The 19,942-nt window shown below is 64.9% G+C and carries 15 protein-coding genes; 8 read left to right on the forward strand and 7 right to left on the reverse strand.

The features are described from left to right. The first annotated feature begins 51 nt into the window (after positions 1–51). The 6 genes from PZC42_RS06165 to PZC42_RS06190 all read left to right on the forward strand — a co-directional run bounded on the left by PZC42_RS06165 (position 52) and on the right by PZC42_RS06190 (position 9,096). Positions 52–1,506 (forward strand): NCS2 family permease, encoded by a 1,455-nt coding sequence (locus PZC42_RS06165; RefSeq protein ID WP_277209334.1) that lies wholly within the window; start codon positions 52–54, stop codon positions 1,504–1,506. A 197-nt stretch (positions 1,507–1,703) separates the two neighbouring features. Further along, the gene (locus tag PZC42_RS06170; RefSeq protein ID WP_277209335.1) at positions 1,704–3,593 is read left to right on the forward strand and encodes a glycosyltransferase; all 1,890 of its coding nucleotides are present in this window, start codon (positions 1,704–1,706) and stop codon (positions 3,591–3,593) included. Positions 3,594–3,606: 13 nt separating this feature from the next. After that, positions 3,607–4,854 carry a UDP-N-acetyl-D-mannosamine dehydrogenase gene (wecC, locus tag PZC42_RS06175; RefSeq protein ID WP_277209336.1) on the forward strand — a complete coding sequence of 416 codons (1,248 nt, stop codon included), beginning with the start codon at positions 3,607–3,609 and terminating at the stop codon, positions 4,852–4,854. Continuing rightward, a complete protein-coding gene (locus PZC42_RS06180) occupies positions 4,851–6,746 on the forward strand; it encodes a glycosyltransferase family 4 protein (RefSeq protein WP_277209337.1) in 1,896 nt (631 codons plus the stop codon). Before wecC ends, PZC42_RS06180 begins: the two co-directional genes overlap by 4 nt. Before the next feature lie 4 nt (positions 6,747–6,750). Further along, positions 6,751–7,923, forward strand: coding sequence for a glycosyltransferase (locus tag PZC42_RS06185; RefSeq protein WP_277209338.1), 1,173 nt, complete (start codon positions 6,751–6,753; stop codon positions 7,921–7,923). A 69-nt stretch (positions 7,924–7,992) separates the two neighbouring features. Continuing rightward, on the forward strand, positions 7,993–9,096 hold the full coding sequence (locus tag PZC42_RS06190) for a hypothetical protein (protein ID WP_277209339.1): 1,104 nt from the start codon (positions 7,993–7,995) through the stop codon (positions 9,094–9,096). Between the two features lie 553 nt (positions 9,097–9,649). On the opposite strand, the gene PZC42_RS06195 is transcribed toward PZC42_RS06190, so the two are convergent. Genes PZC42_RS06195 through PZC42_RS06210 form a run of 4 tightly spaced genes read right to left on the reverse strand, consistent with a single transcriptional unit; the run spans position 9,650 to position 14,360 of the window. Next, positions 9,650–11,314 carry a DUF6270 domain-containing protein gene (locus PZC42_RS06195; protein WP_277209340.1) on the reverse strand — a complete coding sequence of 555 codons (1,665 nt, stop codon included), beginning with the start codon at positions 11,312–11,314 and terminating at the stop codon, positions 9,650–9,652. Then, complete coding sequence (gene wecB, locus PZC42_RS06200; RefSeq protein ID WP_277209341.1) at positions 11,311–12,453, reverse strand: non-hydrolyzing UDP-N-acetylglucosamine 2-epimerase; 1,143 nt, start codon at positions 12,451–12,453, stop codon at positions 11,311–11,313. Before wecB ends, PZC42_RS06195 begins: the two co-directional genes overlap by 4 nt. 28 nt (positions 12,454–12,481) lie before the next feature. Then, on the reverse strand, positions 12,482–13,429 hold the full coding sequence (locus PZC42_RS06205; protein ID WP_277209342.1) for an ABC transporter ATP-binding protein: 948 nt from the start codon (positions 13,427–13,429) through the stop codon (positions 12,482–12,484). Continuing rightward, positions 13,416–14,360 carry an ABC transporter permease gene (locus PZC42_RS06210; RefSeq protein WP_277209343.1) on the reverse strand — a complete coding sequence of 315 codons (945 nt, stop codon included), beginning with the start codon at positions 14,358–14,360 and terminating at the stop codon, positions 13,416–13,418. Before PZC42_RS06210 ends, PZC42_RS06205 begins: the two co-directional genes overlap by 14 nt. A 131-nt stretch (positions 14,361–14,491) precedes the next feature. On the opposite strand from PZC42_RS06210, the gene rfbB reads away from it, so the two are divergent. Then, a complete protein-coding gene (gene rfbB, locus PZC42_RS06215) occupies positions 14,492–15,487 on the forward strand; it encodes a dTDP-glucose 4,6-dehydratase (protein WP_277209344.1) in 996 nt (331 codons plus the stop codon). A 15-nt stretch (positions 15,488–15,502) separates the two neighbouring features. Here rfbB and PZC42_RS06220 read toward each other — a convergent pair whose 3' ends face one another. Further along, positions 15,503–16,120, reverse strand: coding sequence for a dTDP-4-dehydrorhamnose 3,5-epimerase family protein (locus PZC42_RS06220; protein WP_277209345.1), 618 nt, complete (start codon positions 16,118–16,120; stop codon positions 15,503–15,505). Positions 16,121–16,217: 97 nt separating this feature from the next. Between PZC42_RS06220 and rfbD the strand changes: the two genes are divergently transcribed. Further along, positions 16,218–17,030 carry a dTDP-4-dehydrorhamnose reductase gene (gene rfbD, locus PZC42_RS06225; RefSeq protein WP_438802932.1) on the forward strand — a complete coding sequence of 271 codons (813 nt, stop codon included), beginning with the start codon at positions 16,218–16,220 and terminating at the stop codon, positions 17,028–17,030. 4 nt (positions 17,031–17,034) lie between these two features. Here the strand turns inward: rfbD and rfbA are convergent, their stop codons facing one another. Then, complete coding sequence (rfbA, locus tag PZC42_RS06230; RefSeq protein WP_277209347.1) at positions 17,035–17,898, reverse strand: glucose-1-phosphate thymidylyltransferase RfbA; 864 nt, start codon at positions 17,896–17,898, stop codon at positions 17,035–17,037. Between the two features lie 257 nt (positions 17,899–18,155). Beyond that, positions 18,156–19,904 carry an RNA/DNA-binding domain-containing protein gene (locus tag PZC42_RS06235; protein WP_277209348.1) on the reverse strand — a complete coding sequence of 583 codons (1,749 nt, stop codon included), beginning with the start codon at positions 19,902–19,904 and terminating at the stop codon, positions 18,156–18,158. Positions 19,905–19,942 lie beyond the last annotated feature (38 nt).

The raw sequence follows: 19,942 nt of genomic DNA on the forward strand, positions 1-19,942 counted from the left end.
TGGAGTGAGCGCCTCCCGAGAACCTTCACATCTCTGGCACGATGGGTGCCCATGGCCAACCAGACCAGCGCGCCCACCCAGCGGTCCAGCGCGATCGACCGGTTCTTCAAGATCTCCGAGCGTGGCTCGACCGTGGGCAGGGAGATCCGCGGTGGTCTCGTCACGTTCTTCGCGATGAGCTACATCATCGTCCTCAACCCGCTCATCATCGGTACCGTCCCGGACGGCACCGGCGCGTTCCTCGGTGGCGGAGACGCTCCGAACCTGGGGATGGTCGCCGCCGCGACGGCGTTGATCGCGGGCGTCGTGACCATCGCGATGGGCCTCGCGGCGAACTTCCCGATCGCCCTGGCGGCCGGGCTCGGCCTGAACGCCGTGGTCGCCTACTCGATCGCCGGCCTGCCGGACGTCACCTGGGCCGACGCGATGGGCCTGGTGGTCATCGAAGGTGCGATCATCCTGGTCCTCGTCCTGACCGGGTTCCGTGAGGCCGTGTTCAACGCGGTGCCGCTGGAGCTGAAGACGGCGATCAGCGTGGGCATCGGCCTCTTCATCGCCCTCATCGGGTTCGTCAACGCGGGCTTCGTGGTGCCGGGAGCGGGAACCCCGGTGGCGCTCGGCTACCTCGGCACCTGGCCGATCCTCGTGTTCGCGGTGGGCCTGCTGCTCGTCATCGTGCTGTTCGTGCGCAAGGTGCGCGGCGCGATGTTCATCGCGATCGCCACGGCCACCGTGCTCGCTGTCATCCTCGAGAACACGCTGAACATCGGGGCCAAGGCTCCGGACGGTTCCAACCCGCACGGCTTCAACCTCAACGCTCCGGCGTTCGACGGCGTGGCCACCGTGCCGGACTTCGGCCTCCTCGGTCAGTTCTCGTTGCTGGGTTCGTTCCAGTCGATCGCTGTCGTCACGGTGCTGCTGCTGGTGTTCTCCCTGCTCATCGCGGACTTCTTCGACACGATGGGAACGATGGTCGCCGTCGGTGCCGAGGCCAAGCTCCTCGACGCGAAGGGCAACCCGCCCAAGACCCGGGCGATCCTGGTGGTCGACTCCTTCGGTGCCATCGCCGGTGGCATGGGGTCGGTGTCCTCCAACACTGCCTATGTCGAGTCGACGTCCGGCGTGGGCGACGGCGCCCGGACCGGCCTGGCCTCCGTGGTGACCGGTCTCGCCTTCCTCGCGGCGACGTTCCTGTCCCCGCTGGTCGCCCTGGTGCCGTACGAGGCGGCGGCACCGGCGCTGGTGTTCGTCGGCTACCTGATGATGATGCAGGTCGCGTCGATCTCCTGGAAGAACGTCGAGATCGCCATCCCGGCGTTCCTGACGATCGTCATCATGCCCTTCACCTATTCGATCGCCGACGGCATCGGGGCCGGGTTCATCGCCTTCGTCGTCATCAAGCTGGCGATGGGCAAGGCCAGGCAGATCCACTGGCTCATGTGGGTGTCCTCGCTGGCGTTCCTGGCCTACTTCCTGCTGGAGCCTCTGGAGGCGGTGATCGGCTGACCGCCCCACACCGCCGATGGCCCGTCCGCATCTCGACATGCGGACGGGCCATCGTGGTTCGGGATGAAATGCCGGTTTTAGGTAGCTAAATCGCCCAACGAGTTGTCCTCCCCGGATGCGGCCGAGCGCGAGTCCAGGTAAGTCTTGCGCGGGGATGATTTGCCGGGCCGACAGTCAGCCAGCACGAAGGGGCGTCGATGCGCAGTGCCGCGAACCGACGGATGCGCTCTGCGCGCGCCGCCCTCTGGCACCTGCGGCACGGTGGCCCCGCCCAGCTCCGCCAGTTCATCCGCCGTCGGCGTCTGTGGGGCGACCACCAGCCGCGTGGCGCCCGCAGCACGCACGAGGGTCTGGTCTACGATCCGTGGCCGGCGTCACCGCCCCGCCCCGCGCGGCCGCTGCGCGCGGGCGTCGTCCTCGACGACTTCTCGCGGTGGGCACTCGGCGACGAGTGGGAGCAGGTGCTGCTCAAGCCGTCGACGTGGCGTGAGCAGCTCGACGGCCTGGACCTCGTCTTCGCGGAGTCCGCGTGGAACGGCAACGGCGGAGCGTGGAAGTACCACCTCACAGGCCCGACGGCGCCACGCCCGGCCCTCGTGGAGATGCTCGCGGCGTGCCGGGAGCGCGGGCTGCCGACCACCTTCTGGAACAAGGAGGACCCGGCCCACTTCGAGGACTTCCTGGAGACGGCGTCGCTCTTCGACCGCGTCTACACCACGGACGTCAACCTGCTCCCCGCCTATCGCGAGGCGCTGGGCCATGATCGTGTCGGGGTGCTGCCGTTCGGTGCGCAGCCGGCGATCCACAACCCGATTCGCACCCATGGTGAGGGTCCCGAGCGTGACGTCGCGTTCGCCGGCACCTGGTTCGCCCACAAGTACCCGGAGCGCCGCGAGCAGATGGAGCTGCTGCTCGGCGGCGCTCTGGACGTCTCGGGGCGGATGGAGCACGGGCTGGAGATCTACTCGCGGTTCCGGGGCCAGGGCGACCGGTACGAGTTCCCTGAGCCGTACGCGTCGCGGGTGGTCGGTTCGCTGCCGTACGAGCAGATGCTCACGGCGTACCGCGACTACAAGGTGTTCCTCAACGTGAACTCGGTGGTGGACTCACCGAGCATGTGCGCGCGGAGGATCTTCGAGATCACCGCCTGCGGCACCCCGGTGGTGTCGACGCCGAGCGTGGCCACCGGTGAGTTCTTCCCCGCCGATGAGGTCTTCACCGTACGCACGCGGGACGAAGCAGCGTCGACCGTGCGGGCCCTGGAGCGGTCCCGCGAGCTGCGCGACCGCGCCGTGCACCTCGGGCAGCGCCGCATCTGGCGCGAACACACCTACGGCGCGCGGGTGCAGCAGGTGCTGCACGACGCCGGACTGGCGCGTTCCGCCGTCGTGCGCCGCCCGCGCGTGACCGCTCTCGTCTCGACCAACCGTCCGCACCAGCTCGAGCACGTGCTGGCCACTGTCGGCTGCCAGGCCGGGGTGGACGTCCAGCTGGCCCTGCTCACCCACGGCTTCGAGGTCCCGGACGAGGCCGCGCTGAAGCTCCGGGCCAAGGAGGCCGGCATCGAGGACGTCGTCCTGCTGTACGCCGCCGCCGAGGTGCCGCTGGGAGCGTGCCTCAACCGGCTCGTGGACGTTGCCGACGGCGACGTGATCGCCAAGATGGACGACGACGACGTGTACGGGTCGGAGTACCTGTCCGATCAGCTGTACGCGCTGGCCTACAGCCGCGCCGAGGTGGTGGGCAAGCAGGCTCACTACATGTACCTCGAGGACAAGGACGCGACGATGCTCCGGTTCTCGGAGCGTGAGCACCGCTTCACCGACTTCGTCATGGGGCCGACGATCGTGGCGCGTCGTGAGGTCGCGGCCGCTGTCCGGTTCGCCGAGACGATGACGGGCGAGGACACCAGATTCTTGCAGGGGGCTGCAGAGTCGGGTGCGCGGATCTACTCCGCCGACCGATTCAACTTCGTCCAGATGCGTGCGGGCTCCGGCCGGCACACCTGGACGGTCTCCGATGCCGAGCTGCTGGCAAGCGGCGAGGTCACCTTCTACGGACGGGCCGACCGGCACGTCCTGATCTGAGCGGGGTTATCTGATGGGGATCAACACCGTCGGCGTGATCGGCCTGGGCTACATCGGCCTGCCGACCGCCGCCATCCTGGCGTCCAAGGACGTCAAGGTCGTGGGTGTCGATATCAACGACCGCACGATCGAGGCGATCAATCGCGGCGAGGTGCCGTTCGTCGAGCCGGACCTCGCCACCTACGTCGGAGGCGCGGTGCAGCACGGCACCCTGCGTGCTGCCAAGACACCAGAGCCCGCGGACGCGTTCATCATCGCGGTCCCGACGCCGTTCAAGGACGGTTTCGAGCCGGACCTCTCCTACATCAAGGCGGCGGCGGAAGCGGTCGCGCCACACCTGGGCGGCGGTGAGCTCATCATCCTCGAGTCCACGTCTCCTCCCGGAGCAACGCGCAAGATGGCGGAGTGGATCGTCGCGTCGCGGCCCGACCTGAGCCTGGACGGAGCGCCCGGTACGGCCCAGATCCACGTGGCGCACTGCCCCGAGCGTGTGCTGCCGGGTCGCGTCATGATCGAGCTGGTCATGAACGACCGGATCGTCGGTGGCCTCACCGCCGAGGCAGCGAAGATGGCACAGGAGCTGTACGCCATCTTCTGCCAGGGCGAGATCCTCCTGACCGACGACGTCACCGCCGAGATGGCGAAGCTCGTGGAGAATTCGTTCCGCGACGTCAACATCGCGTTCGCCAACGAGCTGTCGCTCATCGCGGACACGCTCGACATCGACGTGTGGGAGCTGATCCGTCTCGCGAACCACCACCCGCGGGTGAACATCCTCCAGCCCGGTCCCGGGGTGGGAGGGCACTGCATCGCCGTCGACCCGTGGTTCATCGTGCACGCTGACCCTGAGCAGGCGAGGCTCATCCGCACCGCGCGCGAGGTGAACGACGCCAAGCCCCTGTGGGTGATTGAGCAGGTAGAGAGGGCCGTCGCAGGCCTTGAGTCACCGACGATCGCAGCGCTCGGCCTGGCATTCAAGGCCGACATCGACGACCTACGTGAGTCGCCCGCCCGCAAGATCGTCGCAGATCTCGCGGACCGCCTGCCGCATGCCGAGGTGGTGGCCGTCGAGCCGCACATCGAAGCCCTGCCCCCAGACCTTGCGAACCGGCGCAACGTCAGGCTCACCTCGCTCGAAGAGGCGGCGGAGGTCGCGGAAGTGACCGTGGTGCTCGTAGACCACACCGAGTTCCACGAGTGGGCAGCGGCCAACGACTTGACAGGCTCAAGGATCGTCAACACGCGCGGGGGTGTCCGATGATCGATCCGTTCCACCTGGTCGATGACGCCGCGGCACGCGGCGGGACCATTTTCGGTGTACCTGACTACCTTCCCCAACATCGTCAACTGGAGATCGCCCTGAGTCAGACGGCGGCTTTGCATGAAGAAGTTGCAAGGCTGATCAGGGTTGGCAATGCGGCCATAGCCGCACTAAGCGAGTCCACTTTCGCGGAGCCCACTATTCGCGAACGTCTAGCCTCCGCCTGGAGGCGCCGCAAAAGGCTAGGCCCGGTTGGCCTGTGCAGGACAGTTGCATGGATCCTTATCAAAAGCAAGCGTGAGAATACGAGAAGCGCCCGCGCTCTCCGATCCGCGACAAGATCAAATGCGCTGAAGAGCCGGTACATCGGCGATAAGCCAATTCGCGATATGTTCAGCAATGGTCAGTTCGACGAGGCGCACGTCATGGTTAGATCGCTACTTCCTCGGCACAGCGCCAATCACCGGTTCCTAACTCTTGCGCGAGATATCGAAGTGCAGCGAGGTTCGATCTCGGCAGCCCTTGCAATTACGCGCCGAATCGCAGAACAGTGTCCCGTAGCCCCCGAGTCGATACGACAGATCGAGGGGCGAATCAGAGAAGTGTCTGGCTGGCATCCGCGAATCCCCGGGCCGAGGCGACCACTCCCAAACGTCGATGAGAAGAAAATTCTTCACCTTGTGAAGGAGAGCCGGCCTTTCCATTCGAACGGCTTTACCACGAGGAGCCACAAGAACTTCCTCGCGGAACGGGCGGTGGGCCTCGACCCAGTAGTACTCACGGAACCAGGATTCCCGAGGAATGACGGGTTCGATGATTTCTCTCGCATTGATCACGTTGACGGTATTGAACACCGGCGACTCGACCTAGGGCACTACTCCGAACTGAAGATGCCGATCGACAGGTGGTTGCAGGAGTACGCGGATCTCGCCTACGCTGAAATGCAAAATATCCTGCCCGCGGTATTACACGTAAGTTCAGGCCGACGTGGCTACGAAACGATGCTGGTCGGGTTGGCACTGAAGGAAAAGACTGGCATTCCGTTGGTATATGAATTCCGATCATTCTTCGAGTCGACCTGGACTTCGAACCAAGCCTATGCAGAGCGGGGTGAGAACTTTCAAAGGCGCCGCGCTGTAGAGGCGATGTGTCTCGACGCGGCAGATATTGTAATCACCCTCGGGGCGGCGATGCGCGACGAACTGATTAATATGGGGTGTCGCGAAGACAAGATCGTGATAATCCCCAACGGTGCGGACATTGAGCTGTTCTCACCGCGGCCCCGATCGACTGCTCTCTGCACGCAGCTTGGAATTGACGATCTCCCAACTTTCGGATACGTATCGAATATGGACCACCTCCGCGAGGGGCAGGAAACACTCATCGAAGCTGCTGCTGTACTCAAGGCACGTGGTCGTGACTTCAAGTGTCTGCTGGTCGGTGGGGGCGCTCGGCGGGAGGTTCTCGAGCGTTTAGCCAACGAGCGTGGTGTTGCGCAGAACATCGTTTTCACGGGACCCGTCGATCACGGCAGCATCGAGGAATACTACGGCCTTATCGATGTCTTCGTCGTTCCCCGAGCCGACGAGAGAGCTGCGCGACTTGTTACACCGCTCAAGCCATTCGAGGCCATGGCCATGGCCAAGCCAATCGTCGTCTCGGGTCTTCCAGCGTTGGAAGAGATCGTGGATCCTCCCACGCGCGGGCTATCGTTCCCTGTCGGAGACTCGGAGGAACTGGCGAGTCAGATCGAGGTTCTCTTTGAGTCGGACGAGTTGCGCCACGAGATGGGGAAAGCCGGACTTGAGTGGCTGACAGCCAACCGACAGTGGTACATGAACGGCACGCGCTACATGGACGCATACTCGCAAGCAGCCGGATCGGGGAGTTGAGTTCATGATCGGAAGCTTTGATGGTTGGCGAACGAAATCGACGTCTCCCTGGACGGAGGCGATGGACGCTGCGCGACACGCGCTTGCCGCGCCAAGCGGTGGTCGCATGGTTCTCGGCTATACCCCAGTCGCTCGGATGAATCCATTTCAGTCACTGCTCTATGGAGCGTTCCCTTCAAGGGGCATCGGACTGGCGCCAGTGAATGAATCTTGGAACTTCGATCGCCTAACGGATCTCAATCCAATCGAACTGCCTTTGGGCATTCACCTTCACTGGCTGAACTTCGTTCTGTCTGACACAGCAAACCTGACTGACGCCAATGCCAGAGTATTGGAGTTTGAAACCAAACTTCAGAAGTTCAAGGCGAACGGTGGTCGCGTCATATGGACGGTCCACAATCGCCTTCCGCATGATTCAAGATTCGACACGCACGAACTTCAGGTTCGACAGATCGTGGCGGATCAAGCCGATGTCGTGCATGTGATGAATCCTGGAACCAAGGAGGCTTTATCGCCGGATCTCATTGTGCCCGAATCGCGGTTTCTCTATGCTCCACACCCGCTCTATTGCGGAGCATACCCCGACAACGTTTCGCGCGCTGAGTCTCGAATGGCGCTCGGTATAGACCCGGATGAGTTCGTATTCATCCTGTTCGGTGCCCTGAAACCGTACAAGGGGCTGACCGAGTTGCTTGACGCATTTGTGACAGCCTCGCGTTTCACCAGAGAGAAGCGACTTCGACTCTTGGTCGCTGGATCACCCGACGACGCTCCCGAGACTAAGGAGATTGTGCGGAGGTGCGAGGCTGACCCGGACGTCCTGGTGTTCCCTCGTAGAATCGCCAGCGATGAGGTTCAGTACTTGATGCGCGCTTCGGACGTTGGCCTTGCTCCCTACCGCCGCGTCCTCAACAGTGGTGCGGTAGTTCTTTACAACTCCTATGGCTTGCCAGCGGTGGTCCCAGAGGATGGGGCGTTGTTGAGCGGACTTGCTCCAGACACGTTTTCGGCATTCAGCAGGTCCGATGAATTGGCAGACGTGCTTGGGGGTATGGCCACTCACGGCGTGGAAAAGTTGACAACTGCTGTAGTGGACTCGCTGGGAGGCCGCAGTGCAGCTTCTGAGTCACGAACGTTTGCCGAGGATGTGTTACTGAAGCTTGGGCTTGATGGTTAGTAGGGATGATGGCGCGCGGCGTGCGAGTGTTGTGTCCGTCCTGGCCAGATAGAAGGGTGCGATCGTATCGTGAATGACGTCTCCGAACAGTGCATACCGGAACGCTCTACGCTGGTTCACATAGGATTGCCAAAAACTGGCTCCACTTCATTGCAGTATGCCGCCCATCAACTGCGGCGCAAACTGATGGGTTTCGGTGTGCGCTATCCGGCAGGAGGGGTAAATCACCACAAGGGAGGCTCATGGCTGATTGACGCGCCGCTGACGTATCTCTCAGACCCCGCACCGCGTCGCGAATGGTGGACGAGTCTGGCTTCCGATATGGACAAACATTCGACTTTGCGAAGGCTCCTTAGTTTTGAGATGTTCTGTACGGCGGATATTGATGGGGTCCGGAAGGTGCGAGAGAACATCGATGGCGAGGTGCAAGTTGTTCTTGTGATTCGCAATCTGGGCGACTTTGTCCCTTCATACTGGCAAGAGACGCTCAAACGCGGGAGCACGAGTTCTCTCGAGGAGTACGCCCGTCGCTACCTCCAGGATCCGCGAGAGATCGGGGTATCTGGCGCGTTCCATCGATCCGATGATCGCTGGTTGGTAGCGCGCTGGGTGGAAGTATTTGGTGCTGAGAACGTGACGGTTGTCGTGTTGGATAGAAGCGCGCCGAGCAGGCTGTTCGATGCGTTTGAATCGATGCTCGGGCTGCCGGGCAGTTTGCTGTCTTCGGCGACGGTAGACCACGCCGAGACCAACCGCGGAATGTCGTTTCCAGAGGCATCACTTGTGCTGGAGATCAACCGACGCCTGCTTGAAGACTGGTCAATGCCGCGGACGATGCATCGAAAGTTGGTCTATCGCGGCCTGGTGGAACGAATCCTTGGCTCGCGGCAAATCGGACCGAAGGAAGATCGGCTGAGACTCCCTGTATGGGCCGCGGAGGCTTGTGCAGAGGCCGGCGCACTGCTTTCTACATCCATTCAGTCGCTCGGAGTCCAGGTAGTGGGTGAGCTTTCTGAGATTGATCGTCAAGTTGACGGATTGGATACCGACCAAGCGGTGCTGCCAGGCGAGGTACCGGTTGACCTTGCCCTTGAAGCGCTATTGGGAGTGCTATCGCGTGCCAGTGGTTGGAACGCGGCTCACACCGAACATGTGCCCAGTAGCATCGAATGAGATCTCCGGGCGGCCAGTCAGAGATCGTGAGACTTCGGGTTTGCTACGCCATCTATCCGGGATACGTCGCGGATCTGACGGAACTTTCGATCACCTGACCGGAACATCTTTGGATGCGCGGACGAGCTCGGGGTGCAAAGCTGTCGGCTGCGGCTCGAATTCGAGAACGCGGTGCTGAATCCTGGGTGACGGAGGGGGCCCGCTGTGACCGGCTATGGTGTGCCGAAGTAGTTGCACGGGGGCACGGTGATCCGTCGGCTGGCGTCCCGCAAGTCATGAATATCATGGAGAGCGCACCAGGCGTGCTGCCGCCGACCTGGCCCACTTCCAACAGCTCGACTGGAACAGGCAACAGAGGCCCCGATTCTCGAAGACGAATCAAGACGATCTGGAGTTGAAGGGCCGATACTCGCGGCAGAAGGAGTGTGTATCAGTGTATGCCCGCCGTAGTTGAAGGTAGCGCCTGCGCGAACCTCTGAGTTGTTATAGTTGCTGACCAAGCTGAAAGAGTGATACTTGTCGGGTTGCCGGGCCGTATCACGCGCAAGCATACCTAAATGTTCCATTTCGATATCAGTACTTCGAAATCCCGCCATGATGGTAGATCGCGCCGAGTAAGCCTTTCGATGAATCGGATGTGTGGCTCATACAGTCGGAGTAGCGCCGCGATCTCCTGCGTGGATATTGGGTTTCTGCGCATAATTGGGTCTAGCCACCGGTCTTGATCCTTCTTTGGATCCGGCTCGATTCTGCCGTAGTCGATAGCATCGGTGTCGAGGCCCAAGGCTTTCGAGGCTCCGGCCAGAACGGCGGCCGGACTCTCCATCAGGTCGTCGTGCAGCCACACATGTAGGCGTTCCTCACCGATGATCTTGGCCCAGTGGCGATAGTGGCGAGCGTAGAAGCCTCTATCAACAACACCAGCTTCTTCTGGCGCCCGAAAGATCCCAGTCGCTGGATCGATCTTTCCTTCCGTGAAGAGGTTCCAGTATGCAGAAATTGCCCGTGACACGGGGTCGCGAAATACTAGAAGAACCTTCGACTCAGGGTTGGCTAGATTGCGTATTGAGACAGCTGCGTCGTGTCGCTTTGATCCGAACGGGCCTCCGGGTGCGTGCCAGAAGTAGTGCGGCGAATGATCGCCGCGACGCGCACGCTTTTCACTGCCTTCGTAGGCTGCTAGGTATTGATTTGTTTCCGACGCGCTCTTGAGCCGTGCCGGCTGGTCGAAGTACCTGTTTCCCTTCCCTTTGGCAATGAATACGTCAGGATGGTGTGCCAAGTTGTTTGCCAGCCATGTAGTCCCGCTATTCTCTGAGCCCGCAATGAAGAAGTCCGGGCCGTTTGCGCGGAGTCGTTCGCTCAGGGCATTCGTGCCTGCTGAGATGCTCAGTGCGGCCGGTCCGGGATGCTCATTTTGGCGGGTGCTTGGAGTTCGAAATGTATCTGTCGTATTGATATCTTGTTTCCTGTTCCATAGGGTTCGACCCTCATAGCCCGTGATGAGGTGGACTGCTTCGAGGTAGACAGGCTCTGAGTAGTGGAACGGTGCGTCGCCCCAGGGGTGCTGAGCGCCCGAAGTGATCCTGGCAGATCTGGGGGAAATCGTCTCGGCGCCGAGAGCCTTCGCTGCGACTTGTACGTAGGCCTTCAGCAGAGGGTTTACTTTGGCGGCAGTCACGCCGAAACTTGCAGGCGTCAGTGCACCGGTTTCGGAGTGCTCTGCCCAGGGAATTCCGAACAGCGCGATCGCCGCGCGTGGCATGTGCTGGCGGAATAGCTGACCGACGGCGGCGATGCCGTGCGACCAGTACTGGAAATGTTGATCGCTTCCGAAGGGAAGGTGCCGCGAGCCTGCCGGCAGGTCGGTCTCTGCGCCGGATTCGATGAGTTCGGTCGACCGAGTCACCACGGATCCGTCGGGGAGCACGTACGCCCCGAGCCGCTCGTCGGTGAGATCGATCAGCACCAGATCAGTCTGTGCCGCGGCCTCGGAGATCAACGTCTGCAGGTTGGAGGCGTAGTCGCCGGAGACCATGCGCTGCTGGAACGGTGACTGCAGCATCGGCGGCTCGATCATCGTGACGGGCCGTGTGTACGCGCTGATGGCGGACTGGCGAGCGACATACTGGACCAGTTCGAACTGGTCGGGGTCGAAGTGTTCGAACGTGTCCCGGGAGACGCACGAGCCGTAGATGAAGACGCGGTGCTTGCTCATCGCGCGGGATCGACCTCCCAGTCCTCGGCTCGCTCGCCGACTCCCAGCAGGTGCCCGATCGAGGCCTCCGAGCGCGCGGCGCTCCGGCCGTCGCCATAGGGGTTGGATGCCTGTGCCATGGCTTCGTACGCGGCGCCGTCGGAGAGCAGGGTCCCCACTTCGTGGACGATACGTTCCTCGTCGGTGCCGATCAGCTTGACGGTGCCGGCGTCGACGGCCTCGGGCCGCTCGGTGTTCTCGCGCATGACGAGCACGGGCTTCCCCAGGCTGGGTGCTTCTTCCTGTACGCCCCCGGAGTCGGTGAGGACGACGGTGGCGAGCGAGAGCATGCGCGTGAACTCCCCGTATGCGAGCGGCTCGGTCACGCTCACGTTGGCGAGGCCGTCGAGGTGAGGGAGGACCGCCTTGCGCACCACGGGGTTGCGGTGAGCAGGGAGCACGACGTGGACGTCCGGGAACGAGCGCGCCAGGCGGGCGAGGGCGCGACCCACCCCCTCCATCGCTCCACCCCAGTTCTCGCGGCGGTGCGTGGTGACGAGGAGGATCCTGCGACCGGAGTCCGCCAGGGCCTCGAGGTCGATGTCTGCGAACGGGGGTTTCTTCTCGACCATCATCAGCAGAGCGTCGATCACCGTGTTGCCAGTCACGACGATGCTGTCGGCGGAGACGCCCTCGCGCAGCAGGTTGTCCCTGCTGGTGGCTGTCGGTGCGAGGTGCAGCGCCGCGATCTGAGTCGTGATCTTGCGGTTCGCTTCTTCAGGGAAGGGGGAGAGGATGTTGCCGGATCGCAGGCCGGCCTCGACGTGCACCACGGGGATGCCCCGGTGGAAGGCGGCGAGCGCGGCCGCCGTCGACGTCGAGGTGTCACCCTGGACCACCACCGCGGCGGGCTTCTCGCTCATCAGCACTGGATCGAGGTGTTCGAGGACGCGAGCGACGATCGTCGAGAGCGATGCCCCGGGCTCGAAGATGTCGAGATCGTGGTCGGGACGGATCTCGAAGAGCTCGTTCACCTGGTCGAGCATCTCGCGGTGCTGGCCGGTCACCACGGTGACGGAGTCGAGCGCCCCGCTGCCCTCCAGCGCCTTGATCACGGGCGCTACCTTGATCGCCTCGGGGCGGGTTCCGTAGACCGTCATGATGCTGGGGAGCGTCGTTGCCACTGCACTAGCCCTTTCCGTTGTCCGGGCGCCGAGAAGGCTGCTGGGGTCGCACGTGTCGGGATGTGTACCGGCGAGGTCTCTGCGGTTCCTCGACGTGCACGGAGGTCTGTTCTCGTTCCGAGAAGGCGCGTTCGAGGATCGTCCGGGCCTCCTCTGGTTTGTCCTTGGCGATGGCCCACGCCCACTTGCGATACCGGAGCGCGACGTCCTCGGCGGGTCCGTCGAGCACCAACCGGCCGTGGTTCAACCAGATGGCACGGGTGCAGGACTCCTCGATCGTCTGCGCGGCATGGCTGACGAGGAACACCGTGCCTGCGCTCTGACGGAGTCCCTGCATGCGAGCCTCGCTGCGCTCCTTGAACGCGGCGTCGCCCGTGGCGAGGGCCTCGTCGATGAGGAGGATGTGGGGATTGGCGGCCGTGGCGATCGCGAAACGGAGCCGTGCCCCCATGCCAGAGGAGTACGTCTTCATCGGCAGGTAGATCGACTTGCCCAGGCCGGCGAGCTCCTTGACCTCGGGCACTGCGGCCTGTGCCTGCTCCGGTGAGAGCCCCATGGCGAGGCACCCCAGCCGGATGTTCTGTTCGCCCGACAGGTCGGGGACGAGGGCGGCGTTCACCCCGATGAGGACCGGCGTGCTCTCGGCAAGGACCCGTCCTTTGGCCGGGTTCTCCAGTCCGGCGATGATGCGGAGCAGGGTGCTCTTGCCCGAGCCGTTCTGCCCGACGATGCCCACCTGTTCTCCCGACCGCGCGACGAACGAGATCCCCGACAGGGCCCGCACGACCACCTTCGGATCGTTACCCAGCACCGCACGCGTCGCACGAGCGACCGGGTTGGTGCGACGTCGGCGCTCGGCGGCGTCCGTCGACGGGACCCGGTAGCGCACGTGGACGTCCTGCACGGCCACCGTGGCGTGGGCAAACGGATCGACCTGATCAGGCTCGGCCATATGACTCCTCCCCGTGCCAGAAGAAGAGGAAGCCGAATGCCAGTGCACCGAGGGACCACGACGTCAGGCCGATCCATGTCGACGCCTCCGGCACGGTGGCGTAGAGCAGGCAGTCCCGCGCGGCGTCCAGCACCATGTACATGGGGTTGGCCTCCATGAGGCCCACGATCCACGGGAACTTCTCGAAGCGGTCGATCGAGAAGAAGACTGCCGAGGTGTAGAGCCAGATGCGCATCCCGACGCTGATGAGCTGTGAGATGTCTGGAAGAACCGTCGTCAGCCGAGCGAAGAACAGGGCGATGCCCGTCGCGAGGCACGTCTGCAGGGCGAGCACCAGCGGGAAGAGCAGGGCCGCTCTGGTCCAGGTCTCGTTCTCGGGCAACGTGACGATCAGCAGCAGCATCGCTGCGATCGTCGGCACGAGGTTCAGAACCCCCCGCAGGACGACGGAGATCGGGAGAGATGCCCGAGGGAACGAGAAGGCGCGGATCAGGTTGCGCCCGGTCTGGATCGACCTCGCGCCACCTCTGACGCACTGCGTGGTGAACTGGAACAGGAAGACACCGATCACCAGGTAGCCGAGGAAGTTGTCGATGTCGCGACGCGTGTCCAGGATCAGGCCGAAGATGAGGTAGTACGCCAACCCGTTGAGGATCGGGTTGATGATCATCCACGCCTGCCCGAGCACCGTCTCGCGTGTGCCGCTGGAGACCTTGGCGCGAGCCTCTGCCCACAGGAAGTGCCGCCGGCTCCAGAGCTGGGCCAGGTACTCACGGACCGGTGGCCGTGCGCCCACCTGCTTGAGCCGACCTGCGGACACCACCTCGAGCGAAACCGGCTGCTCGCGAAAGATCTCGGCATAGAGGTCTGCAGCATCAGCCGGCGTCTTCACAGCAGACGTCGGTCGCGACGCGGGGACCGGTTGAGTCATTGCGTGCATCGTAGTTGCCCGGGTCTGTCTTCGTGCGGTGATATTGCGCAAAACGGTTAAGATGGTCATTCTGGGTTGCGAGTCGAATAGGTAGCCTGATGCGAGACCGAGTCAACGGGAGAGCAGGCCACATGCGCATACTCATCACCGGCGGTGCTGGCTTCATCGGCGCCAACTTCGTCCACCAGACGGTGCGCGAGCACCCCGACGTCCAGGTCACGGTCCTCGACGCGCTGACCTACGCGGGGGACCTCTCCTCCCTGGACCCGGTCGCCGGCGACATCGAGTTCGTGGAGGGTTCGGTCACCGATGCCTCGCTCGTCGATCACCTGGTGGGGGAGGCCGACGCCGTCGTGCACTTCGCTGCCGAGTCGCACAACGACAACTCGCTGAACGACCCGTCGCCGTTCGTCGAGACCAACCTGGTCGGGACGTTCACCCTGCTGGAGGCGGCCCGGAAGCACGGCGTGCGGTTCCACCACATCTCGACCGACGAGGTCTACGGCGACCTCGAGCTGGACGACCCGGCGAAGTTCACACCCGAGACGCCCTACAACCCGTCCAGCCCGTACTCGTCGACCAAGGCCGGCTCAGACCTGCTGGTGCGAGCCTGGGTGCGCTCGTTCGGGGTGCAGGCGACCATCTCGAACTGCTCGAACAACTACGGGCCGTACCAGCACGTCGAGAAGTTCATCCCGCGGCAGGTCACCAACCTGATCGACGGCGTGCGCCCTAGGCTGTACGGCGCCGGCCTCAACGTCCGCGACTGGATCCACGTCGAGGACCACAACTCGGCGGTCTGGGCGATCCTCGACCGGGGTCAGGTCGGGGAGACGTACCTCATCGGTGCCGACGGAGAGACGAGCAACCTGCAGGTCGTGCGCACGCTGCTCGAGGTCTTCGGCCGTGACGCGGACGACTTCGATCACGTCGTCGACCGCCCGGGCCACGACCTGCGCTATGCGATCGACGCCAGCAGGCTGCGCGACGAGCTCGGCTGGACGCCGCGCTACACCGACTTCCGCGCCGGCCTGGAGGCCACGGTCGCCTGGTACCGCGCGAACGAGGCGTGGTGGCGACCCGCCAAGGCCGAGGTTGAGGCGAAGTACGCCAGGACAGGCCAGTAGGCCCGGGCGACCAGGTCAGCCGCGCAGCGACGCCACGTACGCCTCGACCGCCTCGACGGTGGGCAGCAGGCCCTGCTGCTCGGCCTCGGCCAGGCTCGGTGCCGCCCTGTCCTTCTCCGAGAGCTGCGGCGTCAGCGGCGAACCGTCGCGCGCCGTCGTCGGCCACTCGATGCCGACGGCCGGGTCCAGCGGGTGGATGCCGTGCTCACGCTTCGGGGCGTAGCCGGACGAGCACAGGTACAGGACCGTCGAGTCGTCCTCCAGCGCCATGAAGGCGTGGCCGAGGCCCTCGCCGAGGTAGATGGCCCGCCGGTCGGCGTCGTCGAGCAGCACCGAGTCCCACCGGCCGAACGTCGGCGAGCCGACACGGACGTCGACCACGACGTCGAGCACCGCACCCCGGGCGCAGGTGACGTACTTGGCCTGCCCCGGAGGGACGTCCGCGAGATGGATCCCGCGCAGCACCCCCGCTGCGGAGACGGAGCAGTTGGCCTGCTGCAGGTCCAACGGGTAGCCGACCGCCTCGACGAAGGGGCCGGACTTGAACCACTCGAGAAACACGCCGCGCGGATCGCCGAACTGCTTCGGGGTGATCTCGAACGCGTCGGGCACGGACAGCTCGCGGATCTGCACAGGTCGCCCCCCAGGTCGGCATTCGGTCGCACCTAGGATGCTACGTGTGCCCTCCGTAGCGAAGCCCCGCCCCTGGGTCGTCGTCGGCGCGGGCGGGATGCTGGGCCGCGACGTCGTCGAGGCGCTCACCCGCTCCGGCGCTGACGTGCGGGGCCTTGCCCACTCCGGCCTCGACGTGACCGAGGCCGAGGCCGCCCGCCGAGCGCTCGCCGGTGCCGCCGTCGTCGTCAACTGCGCGGCGTGGACCGCCGTGGACGACGCGGAGACCCACGAGGCCGAGGCGTTCGCCGTCAACGCCACCGGTGCGGCCAACCTGGCGCGAGCAGCGCACGCCACCGGCGCGAGGATCGTCCACGTCTCGACGGACTACGTGTTCGACGGCGCCGCCACCGAGCCGTACGCGGAGGGCGCTGCGCTGGCGCCCCGCTCGGCCTACGGGCGGACCAAGGCCGCGGGGGAGCGGGCGGTGCGTACCGAGGCACCCGACCACCTCATCGTGCGGACCGCGTGGCTCTACGGAGCCCACGGCGGCTGCTTCCCGAAGACGATGGCGCGCCTGGCCGCCGAGCGCGACCGGCTCGCCGTCGTCGACGACCAGGTCGGCCAGCCCACGTGGACGTGTGATCTCGCAGACCTGATCGTCCGGGTCGTCGAGGCGGACGCTCCCGCAGGGACCTACCACGGCACGTCGTCAGGGCAGACGTCGTGGCACGGCTTCGCGCGGCGCGTCCTGGCCTCGGCGGGGCTCGAGACGCCCGTCGACGCGACCACGAGCGACATGTTCCCCCGGCCGGCCCCGCGTCCCGCGTACTCGGTGCTGGGGCACGATGCCCTGCGCGCCGTCGGCGTCGCGCCGATCGGCCACTGGGCCGACCGCTGGGACGTCGCGGCGCACGACGTCCTCGGGTAGGAGCTCACTCCTCGAGCAGCCCGAGCAGGTAGGTGCCGTACCCGCTCTTGACGAGCCCTTCCGCCCGGACGCGCAGTTCGTCGTCGGAGAGGAAACCGCGCCGCCAGGCGACCTCCTCCGGTGCGCCGATCTTGAGGCCCTGGCGCTGCTCGACCGTGCGCACGAAGTCGCTGGCATCGATGAGGGAGTCGAAGGTGCCGGTGTCCAGCCACGCCGTGCCCCGCGGCAGGACCTCGACGTGCAGGCGACCCTCGCGCAGGTACGCGCGGTTGATGTCGGTGATCTCGTACTCACCACGCGCGGACGGCTCGAGGCTCTTGGCGATCTCGACCACGTCGTGGTCGTAGAAGTACAGGCCGGGTACGGCGTAGCTGGACCTCGGGACGGCAGGCTTCTCCTCGAGGGACATCGCGCGGCCGGCGTCGTCGAACTCCACCACGCCGTACGCCGACGGCTCGGCGACCCGGTAGGCGAAGATCGAGCCGCCGTCGACGTCCGTGAAGCGCTGGAGCTGGTCGCCCAGACCCTGGCCGTAGAAGATGTTGTCACCGAGCACGAGCGCGGCGGCCCCGCCGGCCAGGAAGTCCTCGCCCAGCACGAACGCCTGCGCCAGGCCGTCCGGCCGCTCCTGGACCGTGTACTCGATCGAGATGCCGAACTGGGAACCGTCACCGAGGAGCCGCCGGAACTGCTCGGCTTCGTGCGGCGTGGTGATCACCAGGATGTCCCGGATGCCCGCCAGCATCAGCGTCGACAACGGGTAGTAGATCATCGGCTTGTCGTACACCGGCACGAGCTGCTTGCTCACGCCCAGGGTGATCGGGTGCAGTCGGGTGCCGGACCCGCCGGCCAGGATGATTCCTCGCATAGGCGGGATGATGTCAGAGGACGTCACGGAGCGCCTTTCATCCGTGGCCGTGCCACGGCTTCTTCTTCGTGTGTGTCCGTGTGACGCCGCCTCGAGCTGGTGAGAAGGTCGACGGGGCTGGTCAGGCGAAGGTCCTACCGAATCGCTGGCGGGCTCCCTGAGCGACCGCGGACCCGCCACGACCCGAGACGCTGGCGGGCGCCCGCGCAAGCCTGAGCCGGAGGTGACGGCGCCGAGTCGGAGTGTCGTGTCCACCTTCAGGCGCGAACGTAGTGGAACCCTCGACCCCGCCGCGATGGCCAGGCAGGCTTGACGATGCCCTCGTCCTCAAGACGCCGAAGCGCCGCTCCCATGTTCGTGGGGTCCGCTCCTACCAGGCCGCCCAGCTCGGCCGAGCTGATCCGGCCACGTGCCGTGACATAGTCGCGCCCGAGTGCGTCTCGGGAAGGGGTGCGGCGGCGGTGGCCGAGCTGCTCGTCGAGCTCGTGCAAGGCACCTTTCGCGGCGACGGTGAGTACCCAGGCAGGCTCAGCCGACTCCGGCACGCCGGCCAGCGAGTCGATGAGCGGCGCATTTTCGATCCGCACGCGTGCGAGCCGCCTGAGCGCGCCGGCCGCAGCAGCGGCCGTGTCCTGGATCAGATGGGCTGCTCTCAGGGCGTCGGTCCAACCTCGGTCGACGAGCTGGCGCAGGATCAGCAGCGAGTTGAGGTTATCCGCTTCGTCCGACGGATCAAGCCGCGCCAACCAGGCGATCCATGGCTGGTCGACATCGTCGCTGGTCAACAGGGTCCTGACACTCGGTCCGCTGATCTCGACGATCTCGGGCTGCGGGTTGCCTCGACGGACCATGTCGCCGACCATCCGGTCAACCCCAATCCCCTCGCGTTCAGCGATGCGGAGTGCCGCGAGAAGTTCCGCCAGCGAGCGGTTCCGGGAACGCGACGGGTGCGTGATGATGTTCTCCGGCGACACTCCGCCGACGAAGCTGCCTGGGCTCGTCACGCGAAGGGACGAGCCGACGTGCTCGACCACTGTGGGGTCCTGGACGGCCCACTCTCGGTGTGCGATGCCGTTGACGATCGCCTCGCGGGCTGCCCGCAGTGGTATCTCACGCTGTTGTCCGATCACGAGTCCGTGCTGGACGTGAATCAGCGGCGTGCTCGACTCCAGTGCCGTAAAGACCTCGCCGAGCTCCTCGAGGAGCGCGCGTTCGCGTCGGCGGACCCGGACGAGACTGTCGCCTCCGGGGTGCTGCCGTCGGATGTAGTCGAGGCACGGGTCGCCGCGTCCCACGAACGCGATCACGCCGGCGTTGGTCAGGCAACCTCCAGGCGAGACGACGTTGAGTCGACGCAACAGGTCGATGTCGGACTGGCGCGCCAGGTCGACGGAGTGTTGCTCGCCCGAGGCTTCAAGGAAATCTCGTGCATGCTGCAGGGCGGCCGGACGGGCCTGGTCGGTGCGGACGGTCGATTCCTCACGCGACCAGTCGTAGTCCAGGACCGACATCCGTTTCGCGTGCCAGGTATGCGGGTCGACCTCGACACAGTGGTCCCCGACCCGCCACTTGACCCGTCCGTTGACACGGATCGGCTCGATCGCGCGTGGAGACACGACGACCAGCAGGCGGTGGCCGCGACAGGCGTGGGCTTCGATGTCGACGGTGAGGGCGCGGCCGCTCAACTCCCAGATGCGGTGTCGCAGCCACTCGACATCCAGAGACGTACCAACGAGTTCCCCAGCGTTGGAGACCCCGACAATGAGAGCGCCGCCACCAGGCGTGTTGGCCATGCATGCTGCTGCCGCCGTGAGGTCCTTGGCCGCTTGTTCGTTGTGCGGCTGGCTCGGTCCCACCGCACCGCTCCTGTCGCGCCGGCCGTGTTCCTCCTTGAGGTCGACGACCTGGCGCTCAACGGCGTCATCGACCGGTTCTCCGTTGTCGAGGGCAGCCAGGATCGCCTGCACAGCCATGCTGACCTGGCTGCTGCCGAAAAGTGTGCTCATGGACCGCACCCCGTCCTGCCTACAATTAATATCCGTGT

The sequence above is a fragment of the Isoptericola croceus genome (assembly GCF_029382255.1).
In the GTDB taxonomy this organism is placed as follows: Bacteria; Actinomycetota; Actinomycetes; order Actinomycetales; family Cellulomonadaceae; genus Isoptericola; species Isoptericola croceus.

Bases quoted from the DNA above. Each gene is read 5' to 3' on its own strand.
- PZC42_RS06165 (WP_277209334.1), top strand. From the start codon at position 52: ATGGCCAACCAGACCAGCGCGCCCACCCAGCGGTCCAGCGCGATCGAC.
- PZC42_RS06170 (WP_277209335.1), top strand. From the start codon at position 1,704: ATGCGCAGTGCCGCGAACCGACGGATGCGCTCTGCGCGCGCCGCCCTC.
- wecC (WP_277209336.1), top strand. From the start codon at position 3,607: ATGGGGATCAACACCGTCGGCGTGATCGGCCTGGGCTACATCGGCCTG.
- PZC42_RS06180 (WP_277209337.1), top strand. From the start codon at position 4,851: ATGATCGATCCGTTCCACCTGGTCGATGACGCCGCGGCACGCGGCGGG.
- PZC42_RS06185 (WP_277209338.1), top strand. From the start codon at position 6,751: ATGATCGGAAGCTTTGATGGTTGGCGAACGAAATCGACGTCTCCCTGG.
- PZC42_RS06195 (WP_277209340.1), bottom strand. From the start codon at position 11,314: ATGAGCAAGCACCGCGTCTTCATCTACGGCTCGTGCGTCTCCCGGGAC.
- wecB (WP_277209341.1), bottom strand. From the start codon at position 12,453: ATGACGGTCTACGGAACCCGCCCCGAGGCGATCAAGGTAGCGCCCGTG.
- PZC42_RS06205 (WP_277209342.1), bottom strand. From the start codon at position 13,429: ATGGCCGAGCCTGATCAGGTCGATCCGTTTGCCCACGCCACGGTGGCC.
- PZC42_RS06210 (WP_277209343.1), bottom strand. From the start codon at position 14,360: ATGACTCAACCGGTCCCCGCGTCGCGACCGACGTCTGCTGTGAAGACG.
- rfbB (WP_277209344.1), top strand. From the start codon at position 14,492: ATGCGCATACTCATCACCGGCGGTGCTGGCTTCATCGGCGCCAACTTC.
- rfbD (WP_438802932.1), top strand. From the start codon at position 16,218: ATGCTGGGCCGCGACGTCGTCGAGGCGCTCACCCGCTCCGGCGCTGAC.
- rfbA (WP_277209347.1), bottom strand. From the start codon at position 17,898: ATGCGAGGAATCATCCTGGCCGGCGGGTCCGGCACCCGACTGCACCCG.
- PZC42_RS06235 (WP_277209348.1), bottom strand. From the start codon at position 19,904: ATGAGCACACTTTTCGGCAGCAGCCAGGTCAGCATGGCTGTGCAGGCG.